Annotated in this window: 29 protein-coding genes; 13 read left to right on the forward strand and 16 right to left on the reverse strand. The window is 61.5% G+C overall.

Features of this window, described 5'->3' with window-relative positions:
* The first annotated feature begins 67 nt into the window (after window positions 1-67).
* Together K5880_RS22055 and K5880_RS22060 are read left to right on the forward strand one after the other, a co-directional pair.
* Window positions 68-646: a hypothetical protein gene (locus K5880_RS22055; RefSeq protein WP_297657748.1), complete on the forward strand. Its 579-nt coding sequence runs from the start codon at window positions 68-70 to the stop codon at window positions 644-646.
* 14 nt (window positions 647-660) lie between these two features.
* Window positions 661-867: a hypothetical protein gene (locus tag K5880_RS22060; RefSeq protein WP_297657751.1), complete on the forward strand. Its 207-nt coding sequence runs from the start codon at window positions 661-663 to the stop codon at window positions 865-867.
* An 81-nt stretch (window positions 868-948) separates the two neighbouring features.
* Here K5880_RS22060 and K5880_RS22065 read toward each other — a convergent pair whose 3' ends face one another.
* Window positions 949-1,791 (reverse strand): hypothetical protein, encoded by an 843-nt coding sequence (locus K5880_RS22065; RefSeq protein ID WP_297657754.1) that lies wholly within the window; start codon window positions 1,789-1,791, stop codon window positions 949-951.
* Between the two features lie 145 nt (window positions 1,792-1,936).
* Window positions 1,937-2,425, reverse strand: coding sequence for a hypothetical protein (locus K5880_RS22070; RefSeq protein ID WP_297657757.1), 489 nt, complete (start codon window positions 2,423-2,425; stop codon window positions 1,937-1,939).
* A gap of 138 nt (window positions 2,426-2,563) precedes the next feature.
* On the opposite strand from K5880_RS22070, the gene K5880_RS22075 reads away from it, so the two are divergent.
* From K5880_RS22075 to K5880_RS22090, 4 genes are all read left to right on the forward strand, one after another.
* Window positions 2,564-3,079, forward strand: coding sequence for a hypothetical protein (locus tag K5880_RS22075; protein ID WP_297657760.1), 516 nt, complete (start codon window positions 2,564-2,566; stop codon window positions 3,077-3,079).
* Window positions 3,080-3,352: 273 nt separating this feature from the next.
* Entirely contained in the window at window positions 3,353-6,865 is a 3,513-nt protein-coding gene (locus K5880_RS22080) for a DNA methyltransferase (protein ID WP_297657763.1), read from the forward strand.
* Window positions 6,866-7,043: 178 nt separating this feature from the next.
* On the forward strand, window positions 7,044-7,859 hold the full coding sequence (locus K5880_RS22085; RefSeq protein WP_297657766.1) for an FkbM family methyltransferase: 816 nt from the start codon (window positions 7,044-7,046) through the stop codon (window positions 7,857-7,859).
* Between the two features lie 61 nt (window positions 7,860-7,920).
* A complete protein-coding gene (locus K5880_RS22090) occupies window positions 7,921-8,088 on the forward strand; it encodes a hypothetical protein (RefSeq protein ID WP_297657769.1) in 168 nt (55 codons plus the stop codon).
* Between the two features lie 69 nt (window positions 8,089-8,157).
* On the opposite strand, the gene K5880_RS22095 is transcribed toward K5880_RS22090, so the two are convergent.
* Window positions 8,158-8,631 carry an HU family DNA-binding protein gene (locus K5880_RS22095; RefSeq protein WP_297657885.1) on the reverse strand — a complete coding sequence of 158 codons (474 nt, stop codon included), beginning with the start codon at window positions 8,629-8,631 and terminating at the stop codon, window positions 8,158-8,160.
* A 150-nt stretch (window positions 8,632-8,781) separates the two neighbouring features.
* Between K5880_RS22095 and K5880_RS22100 the strand changes: the two genes are divergently transcribed.
* From K5880_RS22100 to K5880_RS22110, 3 genes are read left to right on the forward strand one after another with little or no spacing between them, the layout of a single operon-like run.
* Window positions 8,782-9,894 (forward strand): hypothetical protein, encoded by a 1,113-nt coding sequence (locus K5880_RS22100; protein ID WP_297657772.1) that lies wholly within the window; start codon window positions 8,782-8,784, stop codon window positions 9,892-9,894.
* An 8-nt stretch (window positions 9,895-9,902) separates the two neighbouring features.
* Window positions 9,903-10,619 (forward strand): SOS response-associated peptidase family protein, encoded by a 717-nt coding sequence (locus K5880_RS22105; RefSeq protein WP_297657774.1) that lies wholly within the window; start codon window positions 9,903-9,905, stop codon window positions 10,617-10,619.
* Between the two features lie 28 nt (window positions 10,620-10,647).
* Window positions 10,648-11,037: a hypothetical protein gene (locus K5880_RS22110; protein ID WP_297657777.1), complete on the forward strand. Its 390-nt coding sequence runs from the start codon at window positions 10,648-10,650 to the stop codon at window positions 11,035-11,037.
* A gap of 1 nt (window position 11,038) precedes the next feature.
* On the opposite strand, the gene K5880_RS22115 is transcribed toward K5880_RS22110, so the two are convergent.
* The 5 genes from K5880_RS22115 to K5880_RS22135 form a co-directional block, all read right to left on the reverse strand.
* The gene (locus K5880_RS22115; protein ID WP_297657781.1) at window positions 11,039-11,416 is read right to left on the reverse strand and encodes a hypothetical protein; all 378 of its coding nucleotides are present in this window, start codon (window positions 11,414-11,416) and stop codon (window positions 11,039-11,041) included.
* Between the two features lie 22 nt (window positions 11,417-11,438).
* Window positions 11,439-12,293 (reverse strand): restriction endonuclease, encoded by an 855-nt coding sequence (locus K5880_RS22120; protein ID WP_297657784.1) that lies wholly within the window; start codon window positions 12,291-12,293, stop codon window positions 11,439-11,441.
* A gap of 75 nt (window positions 12,294-12,368) precedes the next feature.
* The gene (locus K5880_RS22125; protein ID WP_297657787.1) at window positions 12,369-13,796 is read right to left on the reverse strand and encodes a UvrD-helicase domain-containing protein; all 1,428 of its coding nucleotides are present in this window, start codon (window positions 13,794-13,796) and stop codon (window positions 12,369-12,371) included.
* A complete protein-coding gene (locus K5880_RS22130; protein ID WP_297657790.1) occupies window positions 13,786-15,552 on the reverse strand; it encodes an ATP-dependent endonuclease in 1,767 nt (588 codons plus the stop codon). Before K5880_RS22130 ends, K5880_RS22125 begins: the two co-directional genes overlap by 11 nt.
* Before the next feature lie 404 nt (window positions 15,553-15,956).
* Entirely contained in the window at window positions 15,957-16,493 is a 537-nt protein-coding gene (locus tag K5880_RS22135) for a hypothetical protein (protein WP_297657793.1), read from the reverse strand.
* A gap of 254 nt (window positions 16,494-16,747) precedes the next feature.
* Here K5880_RS22135 and K5880_RS22140 point away from each other — a divergent pair, with 254 nt between their 5' ends.
* Window positions 16,748-17,215 carry a hypothetical protein gene (locus K5880_RS22140; RefSeq protein WP_297657796.1) on the forward strand — a complete coding sequence of 156 codons (468 nt, stop codon included), beginning with the start codon at window positions 16,748-16,750 and terminating at the stop codon, window positions 17,213-17,215.
* A 64-nt stretch (window positions 17,216-17,279) separates the two neighbouring features.
* Window positions 17,280-17,711 (forward strand): hypothetical protein, encoded by a 432-nt coding sequence (locus tag K5880_RS22145; protein WP_297657799.1) that lies wholly within the window; start codon window positions 17,280-17,282, stop codon window positions 17,709-17,711.
* A 171-nt stretch (window positions 17,712-17,882) separates the two neighbouring features.
* Here K5880_RS22145 and K5880_RS22150 read toward each other — a convergent pair whose 3' ends face one another.
* The 3 genes from K5880_RS22150 to K5880_RS22160 form a co-directional block, all read right to left on the reverse strand.
* Entirely contained in the window at window positions 17,883-18,422 is a 540-nt protein-coding gene (locus tag K5880_RS22150) for a hypothetical protein (protein ID WP_297657802.1), read from the reverse strand.
* 1 nt (window position 18,423) lies between these two features.
* Window positions 18,424-18,843 (reverse strand): hypothetical protein, encoded by a 420-nt coding sequence (locus K5880_RS22155; protein WP_297657804.1) that lies wholly within the window; start codon window positions 18,841-18,843, stop codon window positions 18,424-18,426.
* A gap of 77 nt (window positions 18,844-18,920) precedes the next feature.
* Window positions 18,921-19,391: a hypothetical protein gene (locus K5880_RS22160; RefSeq protein ID WP_297657806.1), complete on the reverse strand. Its 471-nt coding sequence runs from the start codon at window positions 19,389-19,391 to the stop codon at window positions 18,921-18,923.
* Between the two features lie 334 nt (window positions 19,392-19,725).
* Between K5880_RS22160 and K5880_RS22165 the strand changes: the two genes are divergently transcribed.
* The gene (locus tag K5880_RS22165) at window positions 19,726-20,133 is read left to right on the forward strand and encodes a hypothetical protein (protein ID WP_297657808.1); all 408 of its coding nucleotides are present in this window, start codon (window positions 19,726-19,728) and stop codon (window positions 20,131-20,133) included.
* Between the two features lie 165 nt (window positions 20,134-20,298).
* On the opposite strand, the gene K5880_RS22170 is transcribed toward K5880_RS22165, so the two are convergent.
* Together K5880_RS22170 and K5880_RS22175 are read right to left on the reverse strand one after the other, a co-directional pair.
* On the reverse strand, window positions 20,299-21,036 hold the full coding sequence (locus K5880_RS22170; RefSeq protein ID WP_297657810.1) for a Fic family protein: 738 nt from the start codon (window positions 21,034-21,036) through the stop codon (window positions 20,299-20,301).
* Entirely contained in the window at window positions 21,017-21,703 is a 687-nt protein-coding gene (locus K5880_RS22175; RefSeq protein WP_297657813.1) for a hypothetical protein, read from the reverse strand. Before K5880_RS22175 ends, K5880_RS22170 begins: the two co-directional genes overlap by 20 nt.
* Window positions 21,704-22,088: 385 nt before the next feature.
* On the opposite strand from K5880_RS22175, the gene K5880_RS22180 reads away from it, so the two are divergent.
* Window positions 22,089-23,027, forward strand: coding sequence for a hypothetical protein (locus K5880_RS22180; protein WP_297657816.1), 939 nt, complete (start codon window positions 22,089-22,091; stop codon window positions 23,025-23,027).
* 224 nt (window positions 23,028-23,251) lie between these two features.
* On the opposite strand, the gene K5880_RS22185 is transcribed toward K5880_RS22180, so the two are convergent.
* From K5880_RS22185 to K5880_RS22195, 3 genes are all read right to left on the reverse strand, one after another.
* Window positions 23,252-24,052, reverse strand: a complete 801-nt coding sequence (locus tag K5880_RS22185) for a hypothetical protein (protein ID WP_297657819.1) — start codon at window positions 24,050-24,052, stop codon at window positions 23,252-23,254.
* Window positions 24,053-24,121: 69 nt separating this feature from the next.
* Window positions 24,122-25,207, reverse strand: a complete 1,086-nt coding sequence (locus tag K5880_RS22190; protein WP_297657822.1) for a phosphoadenosine phosphosulfate reductase family protein — start codon at window positions 25,205-25,207, stop codon at window positions 24,122-24,124.
* Complete coding sequence (locus K5880_RS22195; RefSeq protein WP_297657825.1) at window positions 25,204-25,713, reverse strand: hypothetical protein; 510 nt, start codon at window positions 25,711-25,713, stop codon at window positions 25,204-25,206. Before K5880_RS22195 ends, K5880_RS22190 begins: the two co-directional genes overlap by 4 nt.
* Window positions 25,714-25,901 lie beyond the last annotated feature (188 nt).

The raw sequence follows: 25,901 nt of genomic DNA on the forward strand, positions 1-25,901 counted from the left end.
CGCCAGTGCTAGCTTTGCGTACCGTCACTTATTGCACTGAAAACGAGGAGACCCCTTCCTGGAGCACGTGCTGTGCTGCGAGATGGAGCATCTGCGGGAAGATTTGGCCGGCAAGCGCAACAGCGATCAGGCCAAGGCCTACATCTCCCAGGCCCTGCGCCGCCTGGGAGGAGCCCGAACGCTGGCCATCAAGCCGCGCAGCTTCAAGATCAGCAAGGGCACGGCCGATGCACTGCGAGAGATCGAGCACGAGCACAACCTGGTGCGCGATGCCCTGGTCAACAGGCTGATCGTGCTCATGAGAGGGCGCCGCGGCCTGCTGCGGGCGCTGGACTTGCCGGACGCCGTTCGCTGGAGCAGTGACTACGGCAGCACGCTGCACGTGGGCCCGCTGCCCAACCTGCTGGAAGTGCTCTCGGATCCGCTCTACAACCTGCGCGTCGAGTGCCAACGGGTGCACGGCTGCGGCCTGCACGCCCTGGACCTTCCTCCTGAGCTGGTTGGGCTGAGTCTCTACCTGGAGGACGAGGATGTACCCGGAACGGATGCGAGCGCGCTGCGCGAGGCCTGGGCAGCGGAGTTGAACATGTTGGCCGACGCTGAGCGCTTCACGGACGGCCTGACGCCGATTCGTCCCCGAACCTGAACAGGAGCCGCGTCATGCCACACCCCATCCACACATCCAACCCCCGTCTGTTCAATCGCCTGTGGCGCTCACTGGGCGGGCGCATCGTGCCGGTGCGCCGCACGGGGGAGGTTTTCTATATCCACGAGCGGTTTTGCCGGCCGGTGCGCGCCAACGCGAGGAGGCTGGACGTACCCGCGAAACTGCTGAGCCGGCTCAACGAGTTGCTGCGCGCGTCATGAGGGGACTGCGCTTCCTTCTACTCACATCTCAACATGCCACATTGCCTCGCAGAAGCATCGGTCGAGGTGAGGGTCCTGAACCTACCGAAGCGGGTCGCGTGTGATGTCGGGGTGGTAGTGTCCAACAATGCAGGACGCCTCCAGCGGCACCCGAATGCTGAAGCCACAGCCACTCCACTTGTCAGGCGCATAGTCAGGACCATCCAGTAGTTCCTGGAAAATCGACTGAAGCGCAATGCCAGCGAACTCCGCCATCGTGCCGGGATGAATGTGCAGCAGCGGTACGTCGCACACAAAAAGTGTAGGAGCGAAGCGCCCTTTCAGGACGCGCCGGTAGTCACGCGTACCCCCGAGGTTTGCGGCAAGTGCGACCAAGTATTCGCTTCCATAGAGCATGTAGTGCCCGCACATTTCCTTCAGGAACCACTCATTTGCCTCGAAGTAGACACGTCCCTCCCTTGTGAGAGGGCCCACGTGATCCGAAGCACGTATCAGGTTGTCCTCCGACAATTCCGGGTAGTTGCCCCCGAGAAAAATCTGGCGCGCCTGTTCATAGACCTGCGCAATCACCAGGGGGCGAATTCCATGCTCGTAGAACGGATCGAGTGATGGCGCGGAAGTACCGTGGCAGGAGCGAATCGCGCGGTAGCGCCCCAGCAGCCGAATTGCCAGTTCGGCCTTCGAATCGACTTGGATGCCGCGGACCTGCAGCACAAGGTCATCCAGCCACCCTAAGTCATCGGAGACCAGGTACTCGGGTGGGTTGCTGAGGAATGTCTTCTTGACGTCAGGTCCGATGAAGTCCGACATCAAGCGCCAGATGGCCTGGTGCCAACTTGCATGTCGATCAAGATCCCACACGTGCACTGGTGCGGGCGGCCGCTCGCTTGCCACGGCACTGAGTAGCCTGGGAGAAATGGACATCGGGATTGAGCGGAGTCTTTGGGAGCACTCTAATAGAACAACGTCGACTGTTGCCAGTGCGCCCACTGAACACGTCTACAAGCGCGATCGTCCGCTATGACTTGGCCGTGGTCTGCGATCTCCCAGCACCAGGTCGGCGACTCGATCAGATGTCCTTGCTCTTGCGGTTCTTGTAGTGCTGCCGGATCGCTTCCAGCTCCTCTCTCGAGTAGATGGTCAGCGCCGAGCCGTCTAGGGTGTCGTTGTACCTGGTGAGCGACAGTCTTCCAGTGCTGTCGTTTAGCGTGCAGTTCGTCTGCGTGAACTTTGCGCCGAGCCGGTTGGAGACCGTAGAGTTCGTGCACCGCAAGGCGGGGTACTTCGCCTTGACCGCGTCCCTCATGTCGTCGAAGTGATCGGCCTCGAAGAAGAAGTACAGCGATGACAGTCGATCGTTGTCGTCGAAGATCACGGTGGTGGTCTTGTGTCGCGACGGGATGTCTGCGATCGTGAGTCCGCGCACGGGCGACTCACCGAACTTGGCCACGAAGTCTGCCTTACTCATCCCCGGCGCGATTCCCTTGAGATCAAAGGCCTGGGCCGACAGAGCGAGAAGACCGGACACCGACCACACCGCAAGCGTTCGTAGCTTCATAGTCACCCTCAATCAGTTGGAGCAGGAGCATCTTAATGGGCGCAGGCAGCACCCCTTCCCCCGCTTGCCATAGTGCCGCGCCAGTCCTGCGCTTTTTGCCGATTGGTCTGGTCGCCACTTCACCTGTAAGCTGCCAACATGGATTTCAAAGACACAACCCCTGGCACAGATCCCACGCAAGAGATGTTTCCGGTAAGCCTGGTCCTCGAATCAACCGATGCCGCAGTCGAGATCTCGACCCGAGTGACCGGATCCCAGACGATCGTCAAGATGCGCGCCAGGGTGGTGGAGCCTCGCAAGGTCTTTACTGACGGCGGGCTAGACGTGAGGACGGTCCCCTTCTACGTCTGGATCTACGCCCAGGGTGATGAGGACCTAACTCCCCCAGAGGGCGCGATCGGCCGCCTCATCTGCATCAAGGCCCCCACCGCATCCGTCATGATGGCGCCCGCTCAGTTCGAACAGCTGCAGAGCGCTGTTCTTCTTGGTTCGTCCTTCGATGTTCTGCTCGATGTTGACGGCAAGAAGAGGCAGGACCAGCCGGAGACGCTACTGCGCACCGAGGCCTTCAAGCTGCTTCCAGTCTTGGAGGCCGTATTCACGGCCGAGAAGGCAACCCCTGCAGTCCCCGATCACGACTTCCCGAAGATCTGACGCCGAAAGCTACCAGGTGATCTCCCCTGTGGCTACGTGCGCCGCTGGCACCGCGGCGCCATCCTGGCGTCGTGTTGTTGGCACACCCTTCCAGCGACTTGCCCGCCCAGGTCATGACACCCTCAGCCTCGACCCGGCCAACAGCAAGCACCGGGTCGTTGGTTGCGGCGACCGCAGGCTGGTCGCTGTCTACGTGCACCGGCATTAACGCTTCAATGGTTGGTTCACCGGACGAGTACGCGGATCAGCATTGCCCACCCGTATGATTGTCTGATGAGTACAGAGGCTCGTATCCAGGCATTTGTGGAGCGTTGGCAGGGGGTGACAGCGAGTGAGCTGGCAACCGCGCAGTCGTTCGTGATCGAGCTGTGCGACCTGCTTGGCGTGCCAAAGCCACACGCCAGCCAGGCGCAAGACTACATGTTCGAGCGCCCAGTCACCTTCACCCACGGCGACGGCACAAGCAGTGCAGGGCGGATCGACTGCTACAAGAGGGGTCACTTCGTCCTGGAGGCCAAGAAGCTCAAGGCTGGGTCCCACACCAAGGGCTTTGACGACGGGCTCCTTCGCGCTCGAAGCCAGGGCGAGAACTATGCGCGGGCCCTGCCGGCGGAGGAGGGCAGGCCCCCCTTCGTGCTCGTGGTCGATGTGGGAACGGTGATCGAGGTCTACGCGGAGTTCAGCCGCACCGGAGGCACGTACACCCCATTTCCCGACCCGCGCAGCCATCGCATCCTGCTGAGCGACCTCATCAAGCCCGGAGTGCTCGAACGCCTGCGACTGATCTGGACTCAGCCTGACGAGCTCAACCCAGCCAAGGTCACTGCCAAGGTCACGCGCGAAGTGTCAACGCAGCTCGCACAGTTGGCCCGCTCCCTAGAGGGCGCGGGGCACACGCCTGAAGTGGTTGCCGCGTACCTGTGCCGATGCCTGTTCAGCATGTTCGCGGAGGACGTTGAACTACTCCCAAAAGGCTCGTTTCTCAAGCTCCTACAGCAACACCGGGAGAACCCGGAGGCGGTGCAGCAAATGCTGCGTAGCCTTTGGATTGACATGGACCGAGGCGGCTTCTCGACCGCGCTGGTCAAGCCTGTTCTCCGATTCAACGGAAAGCTTTTCAAGGGCGCCGACGCACCTGGCTACAGCCTCCTGCTTTCTACAGATCAGATTGATCTTCTCGCCAAGGCAGCGAGGGCGAACTGGCGTGATGTGGAGCCTGCAATCTTCGGAACGTTGCTCGAGAGGGCCCTCGATCCAAATGAGCGCCACGCGTTGGGGGCGCACTACACGCCTCGCGCGTACGTCGAGCGCCTTGTGTTGCCAACAGTGATCGATCCTCTGCGTGAAGATTGGACGAACGCGCAAGCTGCTGCGCTGGCGTTGGCGCGAGAGGCCTCCGAACTTGAGGCCAACCCACCAAAGGTGAAATCGAAGAAGGACTTCAGCGCACTTGATCGACACCATGCGGCAGTGCGTGCCAAGTGGGCTGACGCGCGCAAACAGGTTCGAGACTTTCTGCATCGCCTATGCACCTTGGGCGTCCTCGATCCAGCTTGCGGTAGCGGAAACTTCCTGTACGTGACGCTGGAGCACCTCAAGCGCCTTGAGGGCGAGGTGTTGAACCAACTCGATGCCCTGGGCGACACCCAGGAAGCCCTGGACTTGGGCCGAGAGACCGTGACCCTCCAGCAATTGCGCGGCATAGAGTTGAACGAGCGCGCGGCAGCACTCGCCGAGTTGGTGCTGTGGATTGGCTTCCTGCAGTGGCACATCCGCACCAATGGACACGCAAGTGTGGCTGAGCCCGTGGTTCATGACTACGGCAATATCGAGCATCGCGACGCCGTGCTCGCCTATGACCGCAAGGAACCGATGACGGATGCCTTCGGGCGCCCTGTCACCCGTTGGGACGGTAGCAGCACCAGGCCTCACCCCGTAACCGGCAAGCCGGTGCCCGACGAAACCGCGCAAGTGGCGCAATGGCGCTACGTCAACCCGCGCCCAGCAGCGTGGCCGCAGGCGGACTTCATAGTGGGCAACCCTCCGTTCATTGGCAAGCTGAAGATGCGCGAGGCATTGGGAGACGGCTACGTTGACGCTTTGCGCAGCGCGTGGCCAGCCGTGCCAGAGAGTGCCGACTTCGTGATGTACTGGTGGCATAACGCAGGGAATGCTGTCCGTAGTCGCGCGGCACATCGAATGGGCCTGATCACGACGAATAGCTTGACGATGATCTTCAATCGTAGAGTGGTCGAGGCCGTGCTGGAGGGTCTGCCAGCGGTTCACCTCGCGTTCGCTATACCCGACCACCCGTGGGTCGATAGTGCAGACGGGGCAGCCGTTCGTATTGCCATGACTGTGCTCGCGGCAGCATCCCAACCAGGTCGCCTTCTGACGATCAAGACGGAGGAAGTTGGAGAGGACGGCGAGATGGCCGTGACCTTCCATGAGAAGGCCGGCTTGATCCATGCCAACCTCAAAGTTGGCGCAGCCCTCACATCGGTTCGCTCACTGATGGCGGCACGAGGCATAACCAGCATGGGTGTGATGCTCGCAGGAGCCGGTTTCATCATTGACCCCCATGCAGCAGGCAAGTTGATCCAGACCTTGCCATCACCCCTCGCAGGTCGCCTTATTCGCGACTATCGCAATGGACGGGACCTCACGGACAAGCCCCGAGGCGTATCGGTTATCGACACCTATGGCTGGGATATAGACCAGCTCAGATCTGAGGCACCAGCTGTCTACCAGCACTTGTTTGATCACGTGAAACCTGAACGCGACGCCAAGCGAGACAAGGCATTCCGAGAACGCTGGTGGCTTCATGGACGGGCCAGAGCTGAACTCAGGGGCGCCTTGACGGGGCTGCATAGGTACATCGCCACGGTCGAGACGGCAAAGCACCGGACTTTTCAGTTCCTTGATGCGAAGGTTCTGCCCGATCACAAGCTCATAGCCATCGCTCTAGGCGACGGGTTGTCACTCGGCGTGCTATCCAGTTCGGTACACATTGCCTGGTCGCTTGCTACAGGCGGCACGCTGGAAGATCGACCGGTCTATAACAAGTCCGTCTGCTTCGAGACGTTCCCTTTCCCCTCAGGCGATACCGGCCTCACTCCCGCACTCGTAGACCGAATCTGTGCGCTTGCTGAGCAGATCGATGCCCACCGCAAGGCCCGCCAGGCCGCACATGCCGAGGTAACACTGACCGGCCTCTACAACGTGCTGGCGAAGCTACGCAGCGGAGAGGCGCTGACCAGCAAGGAGAAGGTCATCTACGAACATGGCCTGGTGGGCGTTCTCAAGAGCCTGCATGACGAACTGGACGCGGCAGTGCTTGAAGCCTACGACTGGAAAGACTTGACCATGCCAGCCGATACCGATGAACTCCTTGGTAGATTGGTCGAGTTGAACGCTCGCCGAGCCGCCGAGGAGGCGACAGGCACCATCCGTTGGCTCCGACCGGAGTTCCAGAACGCCGGGGCGGGTGTCCAAGCGGCCATCGAGAGTGCAACGCCTTCGGAGGAAATGGCTGTGGAGCCTGAGCAGATCGTTGTCTCCAAGCCGATCTCTCAGCGGCCCTGGGCGTCGGGCATATCGGAGCAGATCAAATCCGTTGCGGCGGTCCTCTCTACGTCTGGTCGTAGCCTCGATCTGGAAGAGGTCGCTGGTCACTTTAGCGGACGCGGCAGGTGGAGAGATCGGCTCCCAACGCTGCTTGACACGCTTGTCTCTATTGGTCTCGCCAGGGAGGTGGATGGGAAGTGGGTTGACGCGCGTCGATAGCGCGAGCCGATTCTCGTGATGCGTGAGGCATTGATGACAAGGCCAAGCCTGACGGCCGCGCCCACCTAGGCCCGTACCTCTCAAATGACCACCACGATGACGTAGCTGCATGCATGGCCGGGCTACGCCTGCCTGGCCTTGACGTGAGACGCGGCCCTCCCGTCCTTAAAATAGGCCGATGTCGAACCAATCGAAATCCCTAAAAGCCCGCCTCCGCAAGGCTTACCGCGACCCCAGCACAGTGCTGGTCAAGATCCTCCAAGGTGCAATCGACTCCTTGCGTGGTTACTCCTATGACTTCAACAAGAACGGGGAGCGGGAGCTGCTCGAGAAGCTATCCGGCGAGGGGTTCAGGGAAGTTTTCGACGTTGGGTGCAACGTGGGCGAGTGGTCGCTGACCGCAGTCAAGTACTTTGCTCAAGCGCGCATTCATTGCTTTGAACTGTCCGCCAGCACGTTCCGGACCCTGAGTGCGAATCTGAAGGGGCCGAACTTCGTCCTCAACAACATGGGCATGGGGGATCGCGACGCTCAAGTGCAGTACAAGGACTACGGTGAGGACTCAAAGGTCAACACCCTGCTGGTGGACGCCACCTATCACGATCGGAAACTCGAGTCTTTAATCAAGACTGCCACGATTCGCGCAGGCGATAGCTACTGCGCCGAAAAAGGCATTGAGCAGATTGATTTCCTCAAGATTGATGTTGAGGGCGCCGATCACTTGGTCCTGGAGGGCTTTGCCGCGATGCTGCGGCGGCAAGCGATTCGTGTGGTGCAGTTCGAGTATGGCTACACGCATGGCGACGCGAAATTCCTCATGCGCGACTTCTACAAGCTGTTTGAGCAGCATGGCTACATTGTTGGTCGTGTGCAGAAGGGTGGCATAGCCTTCGATGAGTGGACCTACAAGCACAACGACTTCCGCTCTGGGCCGAACTACGTTGCCATCCGCAAGGACGATGCCCACCTTCGCTCAGTGTTGGCGCGGGGGTAGGCAATTGCCACTCTGCCCCTTGCCAAACTCGCCGCCTCGCAGTTGCTGAAAGGTGCTCGCAATGACCACGACTGACGCGTTGCGCCTTGCAATCAATGCGCTGAGGGACTGCGCTGAATCGAACCGCATGCCCAGCGGTGTTGTTGTGGATGCGCGGACTGCCGCGCTACACGCAGAGGCCGCCGACGAGTTGGAGGTGATGCTCGCGACCTTGCGGGGCTTCGAGTAGAACGCCTCAGGTCATCGGAAATGAAAAAGGGCTCCGTGAGGGAGCCCTATGTCATTTCGCGTTTGTTGCTTACAGCGCGGCGTCCTTGACCTTCTTGAAGAAGCGGGCCTTGACCTTCACGGAAGCTGGCTTGGCGGCGAACATGCGCTCCACCTTGGTGAACGGGTCAATGCCTTTGCGAGCCTTCTTGGCCGGCACCTGCAGAGCCGTGACCTTGAGCACGCCTGGCCAGGTGAAGGTGCCAGCGCCCTTCTTGGCGATCGAGGCAAGGATGGTCGCTTCCAGCGAGCCGAGCACTGCCTTGACGGTCTTTGCATCGGCTCCGGAGGTTTGCACCAGGTGGTTGACCAGGCTTGTCTTGTTGAAGGTTTCCTTGATCGGCTTGAGCGCGGTGGGCGCCTGAACGACCGGTTTAGCGGTAGGCTTTGCCGTTGCCGTTGCCGTTGCCGTTGCCTTTGGCGCTGCTTTCGCCGCGCTCTTGGCGGCCTTGGGTGCAGAGTTCTTGGGTGCAGCCTTCGCGGCTGCCTTCTTTGCAGTTGCCATTCTTGAAACGCTCCATTTTGTCGTTGCGAACTCGACGCGCGGCTTGCGCGTCATCCTAAGTGTATTGCGCTCTCTCAACGGTCTCGCGCAAGGCCGGCGACGTGGCGCGCGTGTTTGATTCTGGGCTCGGCTCAAGTAGCATGCTGTGCAATGACTGCACCGCATCCTTACCACCTAGATCTGCCCGGCTTGGCTGAGGCTGTAGCTGCATGTGTTCCCGATGCCAAACACGCGGCCTTGGTCAAAACGATGCGTGCCTTCGACAAGATGAGCGAGGCGAGGGTGGCCACCACCCGCGGCGGCGATGGCAGCTACTACCTTTCGCGCTGCAAAGTTCTGTCGCACACAGGTGTAGTGCTTCACGATGACCATGAGGTTTGGCTGCGTGAGCAGCTGCAGGCCGATGGAGGCGACGCAAACGCCACGCTTGAGCGCGTGCGCGCGGAGGGCTATCTGTTCTCTCGGTGTTCCCTCACGAAGCTCTACCTGGTTAGCGACCGAGGCGGGGCGAACCCTGCTGATTTCGCGCAGGCCACCGTTTACCTGGAAGACGAGCGCATCGACCGAGTTGCCCTTTCTGGCTACGTCTGGGACAAGCCGCGCACGCTCGCAGATTTGCTGGAGATCCAGGGCGACCCGGTGGATGAAACCATGAAGCGGCCCGTGGGCTCGCCTCGATACCGGCTGGATGAGGTTGTCGATGTGGAGGCGTTTGTCGTGCTGGCCGAGCGGCAGGATGCGCACTTGCGCGAGCGACTGCGCGCGCGACGCTACAACCTTACAGGGAGCTATCGGGATGGCAGGAGCGACGAGTCTGACGTGCGCACGCACGACGAGATGTTCCCTGGCTGGGACAAGGTGCCGGCAAAGTTGCGGCGCATCTTCTTGGACTGGCAGGCTTCAAGCGCGGGCAGAAGCGGCGAGCGCTTCTGCGATCACTGGGCGTTGACGTTCTCAGATTGGACCGACCCGAACACCGGGGTGCGGCATTTGAGCTACGTCCCGCTGTGGACCTTCGACAAAAAGCTGGCCGAGATTGAGAGCCGCAAGGGCGACTGCTACGGCCATTTCAGCAAGCTGCAGACGCTTGACCGTCGCGTGAAGGTGCCCTTCGCTTGGTACTTCTACATGCTGCACGGCAACCGGGTGCACGATGGTTCTGGCCAGCGTGTCCTGGCGGATGCCGAGGCTGGCTTGATCGTGCTGCCTGAGCACGACTACCGCGTTCTCAAGGCATGGTCTGAGCACCCGTACGGGTTCTAGCGGTCTCCATGTGCAACGTCTACGGCTCCCTCAGCAACGAAGAGCTTGAAGCTCTTCTGGAGTTGGATGACCGTCTTCCTTGGGAGCCGCAGCCGGTGATGGGGCCGTTTGCCATGGGCGCGTATGTGGGCGCCGACATGCTGCCGGTGCTCGGTCAATGGGGGATGATTCCCCCCAACTCGCCCGAGCGCATCCCGCGCGCCAAGCCCAAGGGCAAGCAGACCAAGGGCGCGCGCCTCAGCACCAACAACGCGCGGCGCGAGCGCATGGCAACCGCATTCACGTTCCGGCGTGCCTGGTTGAGCGGTCGCCGATGCCTCATCCCTGCCAGGTGGTACCAGGAGCCGTATTGGGGAGGAGGGGTGCACGTTGCATGGCGCTTCTCGCGTGCCGACGGCGAGCCGTGGATGTTGGCCGGGCTCTACGACACCTGGACCGACCCTGTGACTGGCGAGATCGTTCCCAACTACACCATGGTCACGCAGAACTGCGATGGTCATCCACTGCTTGCACTGATGCACAAGCCAGAGGTTGATCGAGCTGGCGCGGTGTTGCCAGCAGAGCAGCAGGACAAGCGCAGCGTGGTGCCTATTGAGCGCGCTGACTGGCTGACCTGGCTGGCGGGGTCTTCGAGTGAGGCTGCTGCGCTGATCCGCGTGCCGGAGGTCGAGCTTTTTCGTCATGGCCCGGCCGACCCCAGCTCCGACGTTCGCCTGCCGCTTTGAGGATTATGGCTGTATATTTATACAGTCTATGCACGCCTCCGTCTACCGTTTACGCGCCGCTGGCGCGCCGTTGCCACGGCCGTCTGAGCCCGTGCAGGGCAACCTGCTCCTGTGCCGTGAGCAGCGCGGCGATGTGGACATGCTGGTGGCGCGCCTCATGGGTGGCCCCGCGCACGAAGTTTTGCCGGCGTTGCTGCGCGCCGAGGTCCGATCGGTGACCGAGCACGGGATGGTCATTCGTGGCGTCGAGCCCCATTCGCGCGGGCAGCAGAAGTCGCGCGTGCGCTATACGGCCCAAACGTGGTGGGCCTTTATCCTCACCGAAGCCGCGGTGGACAGGTTCGAAGGCTTCGATCCGCTGGACACACTGGCAGATGAGGCTCGCGGGCGGCGCGCCATGGGGAAGGCTCCAAGCTAGGCTAGGGCAGGGAAGAGGGGGGCTTGCGCTCCTCCTGGTTCATCGCGATAACGAGGCCCGCCAGCATCGCCACGGGGAAGAAGAAAAGCGATGCGCCAAGCGCACCCGCCTCGGCCGCGACGTTCCACCACCCGATGGCGCTCCATGCCAGGAGGAGCCATCCCGTAGCGCGCAGCACCTCTGGAAAGTGCTCTTTCAATGCGCGGCGCCGAAGCACGCCCCAGACCAGCATGATTGCCGTCGCGCTGCCGAGAAGCAGACCCATCGAGTCTTGAGCGTAGGAAGCCGCGACGGGGTACGCCGCGCCAGCTGCTTTGATGGCCGCCAGGATCGCGATGGTGACCCCAATGAACACCCACAGGAGGACTGTCCGCTGCATGGCAGATGCCTTCGTGCCTGGTTCAGGCTGGCCTAGTGCCCCGGCATTTCGGGAATTGCCTGCAGCCCCAAAAGGATTCCCCGATCTTGCTGCCTTGTTTGGCTTGGCGCATCACCATCTCACCCTTGCAGACCGGGCAGTCGGGTGATGGCACTTTCGCCTGCGCGCGAGGCGCCGCTTCAAACGAGCGATTCGGTTGGGGCTGCGCTGACTTGCTGACCGCGATCACGGCCCTGCTCAGTTGCTCGCCATCGACGAGCGTGATGGGTTTTCCAGCTGCGAAGTCGATCGCCTCCTGGGTGAACTTTCCCGACGTCATGATGAAGCCGCCCGCCACCCCCTCAGCTGTGATCACGCCGAAGTGCTCGCGCACCACGTTCACGCCGACCCGATAGGTTCGCCACTGCTTGCACTGCACGACGAAGCGCTGGCCACCCTTGGTCGCGTGCAGATCGATGCCGCCATCGGCTCCACCTCCGCCGTTCTCGACAACCTGGTAGCCCATGCGGCGTAGGGTCTCACCCACCATGCGCTCAAACTGCAGCCAGGTCATCGTGTTCAGGCCTGAGGCGTCAGGCGATTTGGCGACGTGCTGGACCAGCGCGTTGCCTTCGCGGCGCCTCAATACGGAGAGCAGCGCGCCGGCGACAAAGAGTAGGGGGACGAGGTACTGGCCAGCCATTGCGAGCCCGCGCCAGATCGAGCCTGTGATTGCTGGCCCCACCTTGCCCGGCTGTGTGACTGGCGGGATAGGGGAGGTGGCGAACGAGTGCAGCACCAGATAGGCGATCACGGAACAGAGCAGCGACACCCACCAGGGGATGCGCGAGATCAGTTGAACCAATTCGCCGACTTCCTTTTGATTTCGCCTTCCCATGCATTTCTCCGTGTGCACTTGCCAATCTAGAGGTGTGTCCGAAATGAAGCTGGTGCGCGCGGCTCGGGTCGGGGCTCAACCACCTGCGCGAGGCGTCAGGATGCTGGTGGGCGAACACACCACGACCTTGCGTGCGCCTCTCGTCAACGCAACATAGAGGTGTTGGGCGGTCATGGCCTGGGGCTCAAGAACTACCGCTACATCAGCCTCCAAACCTTTGAGCAACAACGTGCTGCCAACAGCCCGTCGCCCCACCGGCCGGCACATATGACGCTGCCGCTCGCGCGCCTGAAGGGCGGCAGCGTAAAAGGTGCATGCGCCTCGACTGGCTGCCTGCATCGCCGCCTGGCAGCAGCGCAGGACTTCGGGGCGGTAGACATGGGTTCCAGGTTGCCGCGCAAAGGCCTGCAACAGACGCGAGGCCTCGGCAAGACTGGGGCTTCGCGCAAACACCACGGCTGCGGCTTCGATCGGTGTCGGGGGATTGCGCGGCCTGCCATGCAGCAGAACCTGCACACGTTGCAGCAGCGCGGCCGCACCGACGCCGGTCATAAGGCTCGCGGCGAACTCGACCAGTTGCCCCAACGGATCATCGCGAGCGGGGTCGAACGTCCGTGCGAACTGGATGAGCTCGACGAGGTCGACGCGCTCGACAACGGTCGCCCCTGGTGTTTGGCTGCTCAACTGGTAGCGGCCTCGAGGGTTGGTCGCGTCGCCAACGATCACCACGCTGTCCTGCGCGTTTCGGCCACGCGTCCTCGCTGCGGCCCGGCGCTGCTCTTCGGCCGTCGCAGCGTTCAACTGCACCCATTGCACCTCAGGTGGCGCTCCCTGCAGGTCCACAGCCTGTCCGGCTTGAAGCTGCGCGCGAGCGTTCAATAGCCATTGCCCCAGATCCTCGGTGCCGGCCAGCCGCCACCGCCACGGCGTCTGCAGCATGCCAACCGGAGGAAACTGCGTCTCTACGTCGGCTTGCCAGCTGACCAGGCGGTTGCCGCCGAACCCGAAAATCGCCTGCATAGGGTCGCCGAGCACGCAGGTCGGCAGGGTCTGCGCAGCCCAGGCCACCAGGCGGTGCTGCGCGGCATTGCAGTCCTGGTATTCATCAACCAAAAGCCTTGCATATGTGGCTCGCAGGGGTGCGTTGATGTGTCCGGTCTGCAGCAGGTTGGCCGCCGCCTCTCGAATCGCCGGATAGTCCTGGCCTGGATTGGCGAGTTCCAGCGTCTGAGCAGGAAGGCCACTGCGCAGCGGAAACTTGCCCGCAAGACGCATCGCAAACCCGTCGATCGTTGAGATGCGGTAGGCCGAGCTGGGGATTGCCCGCTTGGCCATACGCGCCCGCAATGCCGCGACACCGGCATTGGTGTGGGTCAAGACCAGAATGGGCTTGCTGCCCGTATGCACCGCCAGCGTGTCGGCGATCAGCTGCGTCTTGCCGCAACCCGCCGGCGCAGTGACCGACCCGCGGGCGACCTCGAACAGATCGAGTTCAGGCGGCATGGGTCCATGTCCACAGCCGATTCATCACCGCGACGAATCCAGGTTCCGCGTTCTGCAGTTGTGGTCCGACGATCCGGCGGCCGACATGTTGATAAGCGGTCACGGTCTTGAACCAGCCGTTCTTGCTGACGCGGGCAGCGCGGCCCAGAAGCTCACGCGTTGCTGCCGTGTAGACGCCCTGCGCCGCTCTTTCGGCCTCAATGGCTTCGAGGGTCCGCTGTCCCTCGGACTTGGACCGAATGTGCTCGGCCACGTCGTTGCGGCCGATGCGTTCGACGGCGTATTGCAGCAGAGAATCGATCGCAGCGTCCGACATGCTGATGAACAACTCGTCTTCCAAGGCACGCCCCGCTCGCCACGTGAGCAAGTCAACACCCTCGGCGGCAAGCATCGCAAGGAGTTCAGGCGTGGGCGCCTTGTCTGCATCGATGAACGCAGCTACGTTGTAACCCAGCCTGCGCAAGACGAGCGCCTTCTCCAGGCACAGGTCCGGCGTGCTGCCGCCGGCGTTGACGTACGCGCCTCCGAGCGCGAAAAACGAGGTCTGGTTGAGATCTTCCACGCCATACTGGTCGATGCCCCGTGCCAATCCGATTTCACTGTTCCCCTCGCAGACCAGGATGGACTTCGCCAGGAAGGCTTCGGGGTCCGCGCGCAGGATGCTTTGCACCTGATCGGTCGCGCCCGCGGGCCGAACAACGTGGCGAGCGCCTTCGCTCCTGACGATGCACAGCTGATTCCCAGACAGCTCGCGTAGCGCAACGGGCGAGTGTGTGGTCATGAATACCTGAAGGGGCGAGTTCACGTCCTTTGCCCCCAAGGAATCCAGGAGGCGCTTGAGCCGGTGGGGCTCCAGGCCGAACTCGACTTCGTCCACAAGTGCGATGGTGGCCGCTTGAGCGGCCTCGCGCTGCAGGCCGGCCATGAGGAGGCGCGCCGATCCCGTCCCCAGCGAGCTCAGCGGAATGCCTGTCTGACTGTGCAGAGCAATCGCACCATCGCCAATGGACACAGCATGCGCGTCGAGCATGGCCTGAGCCTGGCCCACAGGTACACCCAGTGCCGTGGCGGTACGCGTCACCACCTGAAGCGTCTCAGCCAGTTGAGCGCCAGCTTGGTTGCCGAATCCAGTCCTCGCGTCTCGTGCAGCACGAGCCAACTCTGCGCCGAGATCGGGGCGTTCGCCAGTCAGCCTGTTGAGCACGGAATTCCGGCTCCAGGACAGATGGGCGCTCGCATAGTTGCCAATGCGTGCAGGGGCGAGGGCGGTGCGATGCTTCCAAGCAAGACCACGTTCCAGGCCTTGCTCTTGCGCTCTATCCGAGTAGAGCAGCCAAGATGGCTCCAGGTCTGCGCCAACCTCGAGGAGCACTGTTATCGCGGTCTCGATATCGGCCCTGGGCTCAGGTTCAATCTGTGCAGCGGCCGCATCGTGCCCCCGCAAAAAATCGCCGTAAGCCTCCAGGCTCAACAACTCATCTGGCAACTCACCCAAGGTGACTGCGATAACGATGGGCTGTGTGACATCAAGCCCATGGAAGTCCGTGTCGGCAAAGCCGACGCTGCGTCGTGCGCCGAGGCATAGATCGATGGCGTCCACGATGGTTGACTTGCCACTGTCTCCGGGACCGACCAGGCAATTGATACCCGCCGAGGGCATCCAATCCATCGCCTTTATCGAGCGAAAGTTGCAGATCTCCAGCCGACGTATGCGCGTCATTTTTCCTCCCAGAGCCAGAACGTTTTTGCACAGCATCCAGCCAAAGCCTTGGTGCCTGAGAGCTATCGGCGCTAGACGCTCGATAGTCTACGATCTGTCTTATGTAAACTTTAGTATTACACAAGATCATCGTAGCTCAAGGCCACCTTCGAGTCAACTGGCAGACCCCTCAACTTGCGAGCGGGCGGACCCGGAACGGCTCGGACACCTGGTTTTCAAGCTCCCGGCAGTTCCCAGCGCCAGTTGACCCTGTCGCCGGCAAGCTCCAACCCGTTTTGACGCCTGCTTGGGCCGCCCGAACCAAATTGACCAGCGCTAGGCGTAGCGCACCCAGACCTAGTTAACCCAGTTGCCGGCGGCCGCAGACCAGCTCTAACCCCTCTTGGGTCTGTCCAAATCGAATTGACCAGGCTCTGCCAGTTGGCTTGCCGGTTTGTGCCTCAGCGGGCCAGCGCATTGGGACGGCCGAGGCGAGCACCTTGCCAGAGACATTCGAAGGAGCCTGCCAGGCGTGTCCAGACGGAGCCAACGGCCGGCATTTGCATCCGACCCTTCCTGGCCAGCAGGACAAGTTCTGTTGCTGCCTGCTCGCACATGATCAGGAACTGCTCGCGATTGGGGATCTCGTAGGCTGGCTCGTAGATGGCCATGTTGCGCACCGCGTCGATGTAGCGCAGACGCTTGTCGAGGTCGCTCGGGATCTTGTATCGGCTGGAGTCGAGCTTGCTGTTGATGCCCCTGCCCTTGCCCGCAAAGCCTCCCTGCAGGATGACCTCGATGACCGCAACCTTCGTGAGCACGTCACCAAGGCTTTGCCGGCGCCGTTTCTCTGCATGGGCTTCTGCGGCTTCGATCTCGCAGAGGACAGGTCCTTGATCGATCGGCTCGTTATACGCCTGTGGGGGCAACGTGTCGTCAAAGTCCAATGCGAGGCTCAGTTGCTGCTTTTGATGGGGCTGTGTGTGAACGGCTGACATCTCGACTTTGTGGGCTCATTGGATCAGTTTGCAGATTGTCCCGCATACGCGGTGTTTTCACCCTTGGGTGAGACCCGGGGCGTGCTGGATTTGTGTGCGGTTTTCCCGTGGCGTGGCCCCTGTTGGACGAGGTGTCGCAATGTGGATCGGAACGGGTATGTCACGCTGATGTGCACGCATGAAAAGTTAGTTTTCATCGCCTTGACTGAGGGGGTTCCTCCTGTAGCTTGAGAGCACAGAAAGGAATCCCTCCGATGCCCAACAAGTACGCAACCCGCCCTCACATCGCCACCATGTTTCAACTGGCAAAGGCGAAGGGCTGGAGCCATGAAGACCTCGCGCCAGTGCTTGCGGAGAAGGCGCACGACGAGGAGGTTGCTTCGCACGCACTGTTCGTCGATGCGATGGAGGACGTCCGGCGAGTCCTCATGAACCACCCGCCAGGTACGGTAGCCTCGATTGAGGGCGTCGCGTACTGGCTTGCCGTGTACCGCGACGAGAAGACGAGCCGCCACACGGTGAACTTGACCTCGTCCAGCCTGTACAAGGACTTTGTGGAAGACGATGACGTGCGCTTCGTACGGGACTACGAGGGGTTGGGCGCGGTGGACTATGACCGGATCACCGCCTCTATCAGGGCGTGGCTTGAACGTCGCGCCTACTTGGAGTTTCCTGCTGAGCGCCTGGATGAGGTGGTCGCGCGCGCGTATCCCAAGTCCTGAATCTGGCACGATACCGTTGCGGTCGCCGATCGCCCATCGTGCCTTCACCCTACGAGCCCAGCACATGCCCAATCAGAAACTGGTCCCTTCATCGCAGCAACGCGGCGCGCTGTCCCAGTTGCTTGATCACGTCGGCAACATGCGGTTTCGGCGATCCGATCTCTCGGAACGTTTGCTAGCGCTGACCTCGCCTCGGAGTCGAGCGCGAGCGGACGCACTTGCGACGGTGCTGATCAAGGAGGCAGCCGCCCAAGGGCGCATTCGCCGCGATGGGCATCAGCACTGGGTCGCCTCGGCGCGCGGCCGCACCTTGCGCGACGGATCGCTTGTGCCCGAGCTCAACGAGCTTCAGCAGCTGAGTTTGCACACGCGATGCCCACAAAAATGGCTGGCGATCGATATGGAGTCGGGTGAGGTCTGGCAGCCGACTGCGCAGGGATGGCGTCGCGCAACGCCAGCGCAGATGAAGATCGCGGCCAGAATCGCTTGCGATTGAAGCCAGCGAATCGCTGGCATCTCACACACCTTGAGGTCCTCTTTTCCCGCGTTTTTGGCCACCGCGCCGCCAATCGCCTGGGTAGCGTGCAAAACGAAAAAGCCACCCGCGTGAGCAGGTGGCTTCTTCTGCATGGTGTGTCGCCCAGTCCGCTTGGGCGGGCGTGGGCACTCAGGTTTCGCTTGCACAGGCCGCTTCGATGGCTTGCCATTCACTCAGGCGAATCACCTTGGCGTCGTTTGCGCCACTCGTCGGCAGTCGCTGTGGCTTGTGGAAGAAATGGGTCGGTGAGTCGCCCCATCCGTCCCCGTTGCTCCAGCCGCCCTCCTCGCTCTCCGAATAAATCACGTACGGCTCGCTGTCGGTGCCCTTGATCTGCTCGATTGCGAGGTTGTAGGCCGCGGCAACGGCCTCGACGGCGTCGCCACCGTTGATGGGTGCGTCAGCGTCGAAGCCAGCTTGCGCAATGGATCCGAGCAAGGTCCCCAATGTCTTGGCCAGGTGCGCGGCATCGTTTGCCGGCTCCTTTCCCTCAATCAAGTACTCGGCGTCTTTCTCGCTGTAGCTGTGGTCGCCAGCCACATCGAGCAGGGCCGCTTCAATGGCTGCTTCATCGGCGCCGGAATCGACCTGCACACTGACATCCGCGAAGCTGTAGCTCATGCGGCAGACCGTGCGGGTCACGGTGACCTTTGTCGTTGCGATGTTCATGTCATTGCCTCACGATGAAGGCGCGCTCCCCGTTGGGAAGGGTCGTGGGCAGAACGCTCACGCCGTGCTCGGGGCGCAGGATGTAGGCATCGCCTTGCTTGTAGAGGCTGATGGCCAGTTCTTCGTTGCCAAAGTGCAGGTGGACCACCTGGCACTGGGTGCGGCTCTGCGGCAGGTTGCCGATCTCGAAGGCTGCGCTCATCACGTCGTCGCCGTCTTCCGAGGCCACGTCAACGAAAAGTTGGCCGTTGCCATGGCGCTGGTCGGTGACCTCCATGAGGAAGTTCGTGGGGTCGGTTCCTGCGGTGTCCTCGCCGTTGTAGATGGGCGAATCCCAGTGGTGGACGGCGACGATATCGAGGGCTGGTTGGTTGGCGCTCTCGGACGCGGTGTCCTGAGGCACCGACTGTTCTTCAGTCATGGTGATTCCTTGTCTTGCTTGCCGGCGTGGGCCGGCAGCTCGTTGATGATTGAGATCGCTTGGGCGGGCACGCAGCGTCAGCTGATGAGCCCGTTCTCGCGCGCGTAGGCGATCAGGTGCGGTCGCCAGTCTTCGTCGGTGGGGCGCGGACGCCGTGGGTGTGTGAGGAAGCCGCTCGTGATGAGGTCATCGATGTCTTCGTCCCACAGATCCAGGACCTCGAATCCTGCTGGTGTGCTCAGTCTCAGGCTCTTGCGATCCCGTTCGAACCAGGCGCTCACGACGTAGTCGCGGTCGCTGTATGCCGGCTTCAAGGCCAGGGCAGCTGCGCACAGAGACTGCTCGCGCGCGACGCACTCCCCGGTCATGGTCAGCGCCTGGTAGGTGCCACTGGAGCCGACGACCTCGCCGCGCCGTTCAGCGTGGCTGGAGCCGATTGCGCGACGGATCAGGTAGCGTCCGCTCTCGATCTTCTCGGCGTAGACGCCCGGGGCGATCCTGCGACCGCAGTAGACGCCCCCAAGGGTGAGTTCTTTGGACTTGCTCATGGATTGGATGCAATGAGCGAGCCCACTCCCTGAGCGGGTTGTGAGCCCGCAAGGGTGGATGTTCAGGACGGGCTGGCCGTCCGCTGGTCATGCGAGTCGCCCGGGATCGGGCACTCGCGAGATCGCAAAGCGCGAAAACGTCCCGATTGTGAAGAACGCCTCGCCCCGGCGCCACCGAATCGGTCCGGTCTGCGATGCTGGCGTGGTATCCTTGGCCCTACCTTGGTGCTCGCACCATTCGCAGTTCTTGTGACTGCCCTCCACTTCACGGCATCCACTGTCGTGAGCTGCCAGTAGCAACTTCGCGTGCTGCTGACAGCCTTCAAAAGATCGCATGCGCACTGCGCTGGCGATCAGTGGTCAGAAAGCGCTTCAACTTCTTGGCTTCGGCTGGGACTCTCCTGCCGCGCTTTCTGGCCCGTGCACCATGGCCTCTCCAGGCGAGCCGGTGCGCGTCGTTCCTTGTGTGTTTTCCTACGAGAACGCAGAAGGGGCGACGTGCCCGGATTTCAGAATGGAGAGTCCCATGAGTGCCAACTGTGTGAATGCGCTGAAGGGCCCTGCCCTCTTGGCGAAAGCTGGCGTCACCTTTTCCGAAGCCCAGTGGCTGTACGCTCAGCGTGCAACCGGTGGTTCGGCGGCTTCTGTCGACGATGCGCGCCTGGTCGCGATCCGCAAGAAGGTTTCGGCCTTCCTGCAGCGTCAGGTCCAGATCGCCAATGCGGAGCTGGCCGTTGCATAAGGTGCAGTCTTCACATCCCAGAAGGGGGTGCTCAGTCAAATGGGCACCCCCTTTTTTCGTTTGCGCGCGCCGCTCCAGGCCGGCGCGCCTGCACAAGGGCTTTTCGACGCCGAAGACAGCCCCTCAATCGGTGTGGCGCGTGGCAGCTTGTTTCCGTGCAGCCGACTACCCACCTGGACGAGGCGCAGTGCGGCGCGCCAGGACTTCCTTGTATCGCGCCGCAGCGTCCTGATCCTCGTTGGAGTACATCTCCGACTCACCCATGCTGTCCAGGCCATCAAGGCCTGGCAAGTCGATGAGCTGCTGGTGCCACTCCTGGGTATCGATCCGATCGCGCTTTCGAGCCAACATGAAGGCATCAAGCACCCCCTGATGCGGGTCCTGGAGTTCCATGGTGAGCGCTGCCAGGTACTCATCCTTGCTCGAGCGAGTCCAGTCGATCGCGAAGCCCGCTCGATGGCACAACTCCATGTGCACCAGCAGCATCGTGCGGCCGTTGCCGTCCAGCATTGGGTGCGCCCAGGCGAGCATTCCCATGACGTAGCCGGGCTTCTTGCGCATGGCACCCGCGTCGTTACCCGTACGCAAGGCTTCCTGCACCGCGCGCTCAATCTGATCGGTCGACTCAAACTGGACTGGACCCTTGTTGATGAAGGTCTTCAGTCCCAGGTGCTTGCGATCCTTCCCCGCCCAGGGGTACAGATCTTCGAACAGGACTTCATGAACCTTCAGGAAATGACCGTAGCCGATGGGGCCCTTGATCGACCGCAGATGACCAAGAGCCGTGGGAAGGTTCGCCCTGAAGATCCCGTGCTCCAGTCGCTTGACTTCGTTGAGGTTTTTGCTTGCGTGGTGATTGCGCAGGTACCCACGTTCATCGAAGTCACCGAACGGGTCGAACACTGCGCATTTCTCGCATGTGGTTGAGCATCAGGGTGCCCATCTGCCTGCCATTGACGACGTTGCGCTCCTTCAAGGCCACCAGCGTTTGCTCCACGTCATCAAGCCTTACATCATCGCCGGCCATCCTGGTCACTGCCTCAGCGAACTCATCGAGCTTCGTTCGAGCGGCCTTCACTCCCGCCTTGTTTGCAAGATCGGCGACGAAGGCAGCAACGTTGGTCGTGGGCAGCACCTTGGGTAGAACCAGGCTTTGCTTGGCGAGGTCCCTCAGCTTCTCGGAACTCGAAGGCTCAGCTCTGCGCAGGCCCACCTGAGTTCCGCCGAGACTCCATTGCCTGAAGATCCTGCTGCCAGATGGATTGACGATCACCTGCACCTCTTTGTCTGATCTCGGCACGACGTTCACTCCCTTGACTTTTCCCAACTTTTTCAGCGCCTCTGCCACGACATTCGCAGGCTCGGCCGCAAGCTCCCGGCGGCCTGCGGCGCCAGCCTTCGTCTTGGCGTAAACACCTGGCGAGACACGCACAAGATCGCCTCGGTCCACGAGCATCGCAAGCGCAGCGGTGAGCTGCGATGCTCCGCCAAGATGGGAAAGATCCCTGCGCAAGACGACAGCACCGTCCCGGCTGCGGATCGAGTGCTGGAGTTTTTCAAGGGTTTTCATGGGCAACCCAAGTCAGTACGCCTGCTGCTGATTTCAATATGTAAATCAATGAGTTGCGTTCTGGTAGTATGCAGCGAGCCGGCAAGAATTGCAAACATATCCGACGTGTGGATGCGCGTCAGATCATGCAGCTGTTCCAGCCTTCTGGTTGAACGTGCCGACCACCAGGCTCCCGACCCGATGCCTAAAAACGACCCCATCCAGCCCCCCTGTTGCAGCGGTAGCCGTCTTACGAAAGAATGAGGTCACGGCGCACCGACGCCGTACCTCCCGCGTGGTGAAGCCCCAAGCATCGGTCGCGAATAGATTCAGCACTTAGTGCCTTCCATCCTATGGTTTGCACGGTGAAGCGGGATAGCCGTGCACTTCACCACAAGGATGTCCCATGTCCCCTGAACTCGCGCGCCTAATCGCAGCTGTTGGCTGCGCAACCCCGCTGTCCATGGAGCGCCCCAAGCGCTTCGCCAAAGAGCTGCAGAAGCTCTTTCCCAACTGCTCGCTTTCTCTCTGCCAAGAGGCAACAGCTCATGTGTTTGGTCACCAGGATTGGCACCAGCTACATCGTGCTGTCGATTTGGGAGGCCCGGGCCGCAAACCCGATTGCGAGCTCAGCGTAGACGAGATCGTGGATCGCCAGATTGCCCAGGGAGCAATCCTCAACATTGAGATCACAGGGCTCGACCCAAACGACCCCTACGAGCCCCCGCCAGATGAGGAGGTCAACCCGCTAGCTCCGGGCACCTCACCTCAACATGCCATGCTTCGCATGAGCCAAGCGCGCAATCGACTAACAAAGCACCTTGTCGCCATGCTCATCGTCGAACAAGAGCCCACCGACGATGCGCGGCTAAGCCCACAAACTGTCGAACCACTCCCATGGACCATGGGTTCTCAAGATTTCATGGCCAACTTTCACAAGAGGATTGCACAGTGGTGGCGGGTCAACATCCCGTATCAGCCAGAGGTCGGCCAGGCGCTCGAAAGCTTCTCCTGGGACAAGGACCGCACGACGAGCATCCTGCGGTTTGCAGAATACTGGGGCACTTTGGGCGTTGTCTTTTCAGATGTGATCGATTTCGACTTGGGTCCAGGGACTTCGTACCTGCTAGCTGAGCAGTACGCTTCTTCAATCCTTTTCCGCGAGGATCCCGAATTCCGTACAGAGGAGTTATTCAGGGCGTGGGTCCTCAACTTCATGTCGATCTATCCTCGTGACGACTTCGTCGTTGCATTTCCTACTGGCCTCAAGTCGAGCGCGAAGATCGCTCGAAAGATCCTCTCGGACCCTCAGAGCCGCAAGGGGACTTGGGAGACCGCCAGGTAGCCGTTTCAGCCCTGAAGGTGGTCATCTCCACAGTCGTAGAGCTAAAGTAGTTGCTCTGACAGGCTCTTGAAATCAAGTGTGCTTGCGGGTACTGCGACTGTTCACCAAGCGCTCTGAGGCAGACTGGTTTTTCTCATTCGCTTGCATGCGCCAAAAGGGGTGATCTCCAAATGAAAAAGCCCCCCAGCTGTTCGCTGAGGGGCTTGGTCCGTGGCCAGTCCAGCTTAGCGCTGGGTGCCGTTCTTGTTGAGCGCGGTTCGTGCCCGCGGCAAGTCCTGCACGATCATTTCGCGCCACTCCGTGAAGCCCAGTTCAGTGCTTCCGTCGGCCACGCTTTGCTCCCACTGCTCCTTTCTCACACGCGCACGTGCGGTCATCGCGGGGATCATGATCTCGTTGACTTCGCCATGGTCGATGACCAGATCATCTCCGGTGTACTTCTCAAGCGCATCGATGAGGTTCACGTCGACCAGCACTTCATCTCCTTCGTGCGCGCAGCTGAAGTGCCGGGACGTTGCCATCCGCTCCAGTGGCGTCTCGCCCCGAAAGAATGCCGCGCAGATCTCAACGGCTGCAGGGTGACCGATGAGATCGTCGCCCGTGAAGGAGTCGACCTCGATCTTGCCGGCCCTGTCGGCGGTAACACGAAATAGGCCATCGTCCGGAGAGTGCCTGTTGACTTCGATGGCCTTGGCCAGAAGTGCGGCTTCGTTTTCAAACGGTCCGATCAGTTTCGGTTCAACGTCTTCCTCGATGTGCAGCAGGAAGTGTTCAACGGCCGCTTTGTTGTTTCCGACTTCCTGAAACGCTGCGCACTCCTCGTAGGAGCCATTCGCGATGTCCTGCTCGACTTCGGTGGTTGCCGGCAGGGAGGCACTCAGGTTGTAGTCCAGGATGAACGAGTCTTGCGCGTAGCCGCTGCCCATGGGGTGCACGATGCTGCGCAATGCGTCGTTCAGGCCATCGACGATCTGAGCCTCGTTGTTCGCGTTGACCAGCAGTTGAATGTTGACGATTTTCGCCATTGTGTTTTCCGTTTCGATGGGAAGGCCCCCGGGCCGTCGCAGTGACGGTCCGGGGCAGGTTGATGTGGGTTAGCTCGGACCGCAGCCGTTGCCGTAGGCACCCGGTGGCAGCGTCCAAGGCTCCATGAACACAGAGCGGTTGAAGTGCTGGCTGTTGGCCAGCTCGACCCAGTACGGGTCGGTGTTGAATGGCGTCCCCTGCTCGGCTCGCACCTCGACAGAGTCTTTGCGGTGGATCGTCACCTTGAACTCGCGCTCGTAGTTGACGATCTGGGTGAACTGCTGCGGTGCAATCTTGCGAATGGTCGCCCACTCGTCCTTGCCTCCGAATATGCAGGCCCTGCACGATGCCCTGCTCCACCCTAGCCAGTAGCAGGGATGGGCGACGACGCGCCAGCGCTCGATGATGTTCCAGACCTCTTGTTCGCTCCATGCGTGGACCGCGCGCCAGACGTCGATGTGCCGTTTGACTTTGCGGCCGTTGCGCAGATCGCAGCGATGCGGTTCAAACACCTTGTATTTGGACCGTGCGCTGCTCTCTTGGGCTCGCTCGCCGGTGAGAACCAGTGTCTTACCCTCTGTGAACTTGGGATGGTTGTTGAGGTAGCGGGAAAAGCAGTCGATCTTGGCAACGCCAGAGCACCAACGCACACTCAGGTCGGCTGACACCTGGGGAAACTTCCGCCTGGTGCCTGCAGGCCCCTCTCCGCCCAGACGCCGGTACCCTTCCCCATCAGGGATGTACACCGGCGCCGTGGCTCTCTCGTCGCGCAGCATTTCGCGTTCGATGCCTCCTTCGCGCCAGCTGTAGGTCAGCTGCACGCCGAAAGCCCGAGCGATCGCCTCGCAGTAGCTCTCCGTGATCGGCCAGTCCATGAGGGTGGAGCCCTCGCGGCCGTCGACCAGGTGGTGATGCAACTCGATCTTCTCGCGCGGCACGCCGAGCTCGAGAACATGCAGCAAAAGCGCCAGTGAGTCCTTGCCCCCAGACATTGCGATGCACACTCTGTCATATGCGTTCGGATCGACCGTGATGCCTTCTTGCGTTGAATCCGCCGGCGCGCTGGCTGCAGACTCGTTCAGGATGCTCAGGTCAAAGCCCTGCTCTGCCAGCCAGTCCTCTTCGGAAGTGGTCTCTCGAGGTTCCTGGCTCATGCTGTCACTGCCCTGTTGGCCAGGACGGCTCTTGCCAGACGCGTGGCGGCGTCCAGGGCCGGGCTGAGGTAGCCGATGGCGATGCCTTCGGATTGCTCGGGCGCCTTGAAGGCGAATCCCGCTTGGGGGCTCTGGGGCGGGCGCAGCACGCTCCAAAGATACGGGCCGTGCCAGTTGTAGCCCGAGGGCAACTTTCGACGGTTGAAGGGGCCGCGCTCCACAAGCAGGTCGCGCAACTCCAGGTCCGATCGGCCGTAGTACTCGGTGGGCACGAAGACCGGCACCAGGTTGCCCTGGTCGTCTCGCCCGAGCTTGCCCGAAGAGCGCAAGCGGTAGAAGGTCTTCGTGTGGAAGAACTTCGACTCGCGCCCCGTTGGGGTGCTCGCCCACCACAGGAACGTGATGGGCGCCCTGTGCAGATCCGTGTGGATGTAGGGGTGGCGCGTGAAGCCCGAGTCCTTGGCTGAAACCAGGGGCTCGCGCTTGGCGCGTTCGGTTTCGTTCATGGGTGTCTCCGGTGTGGACGAACCCATGGCCCGCGCGGGCTGTTGGGGCCCGTCCGGGTGGTTGAAGGTGCTGCAGGCCGAAGTTGGCCCAGCACATAGCGCCAGTTGGCGGTATTGAGGGGATTCTGCCGGGTGTGGACGCCGCCCGCGAGTGAATCGGTCCAGTTTCGGTCGGGCCTTCGCGGCAA

Origin of the sequence: Hydrogenophaga sp. (genome assembly GCF_025699295.1) — a bacterium.
Taxonomy (GTDB): Bacteria; Pseudomonadota; Gammaproteobacteria; order Burkholderiales; family Burkholderiaceae_C; genus Hydrogenophaga.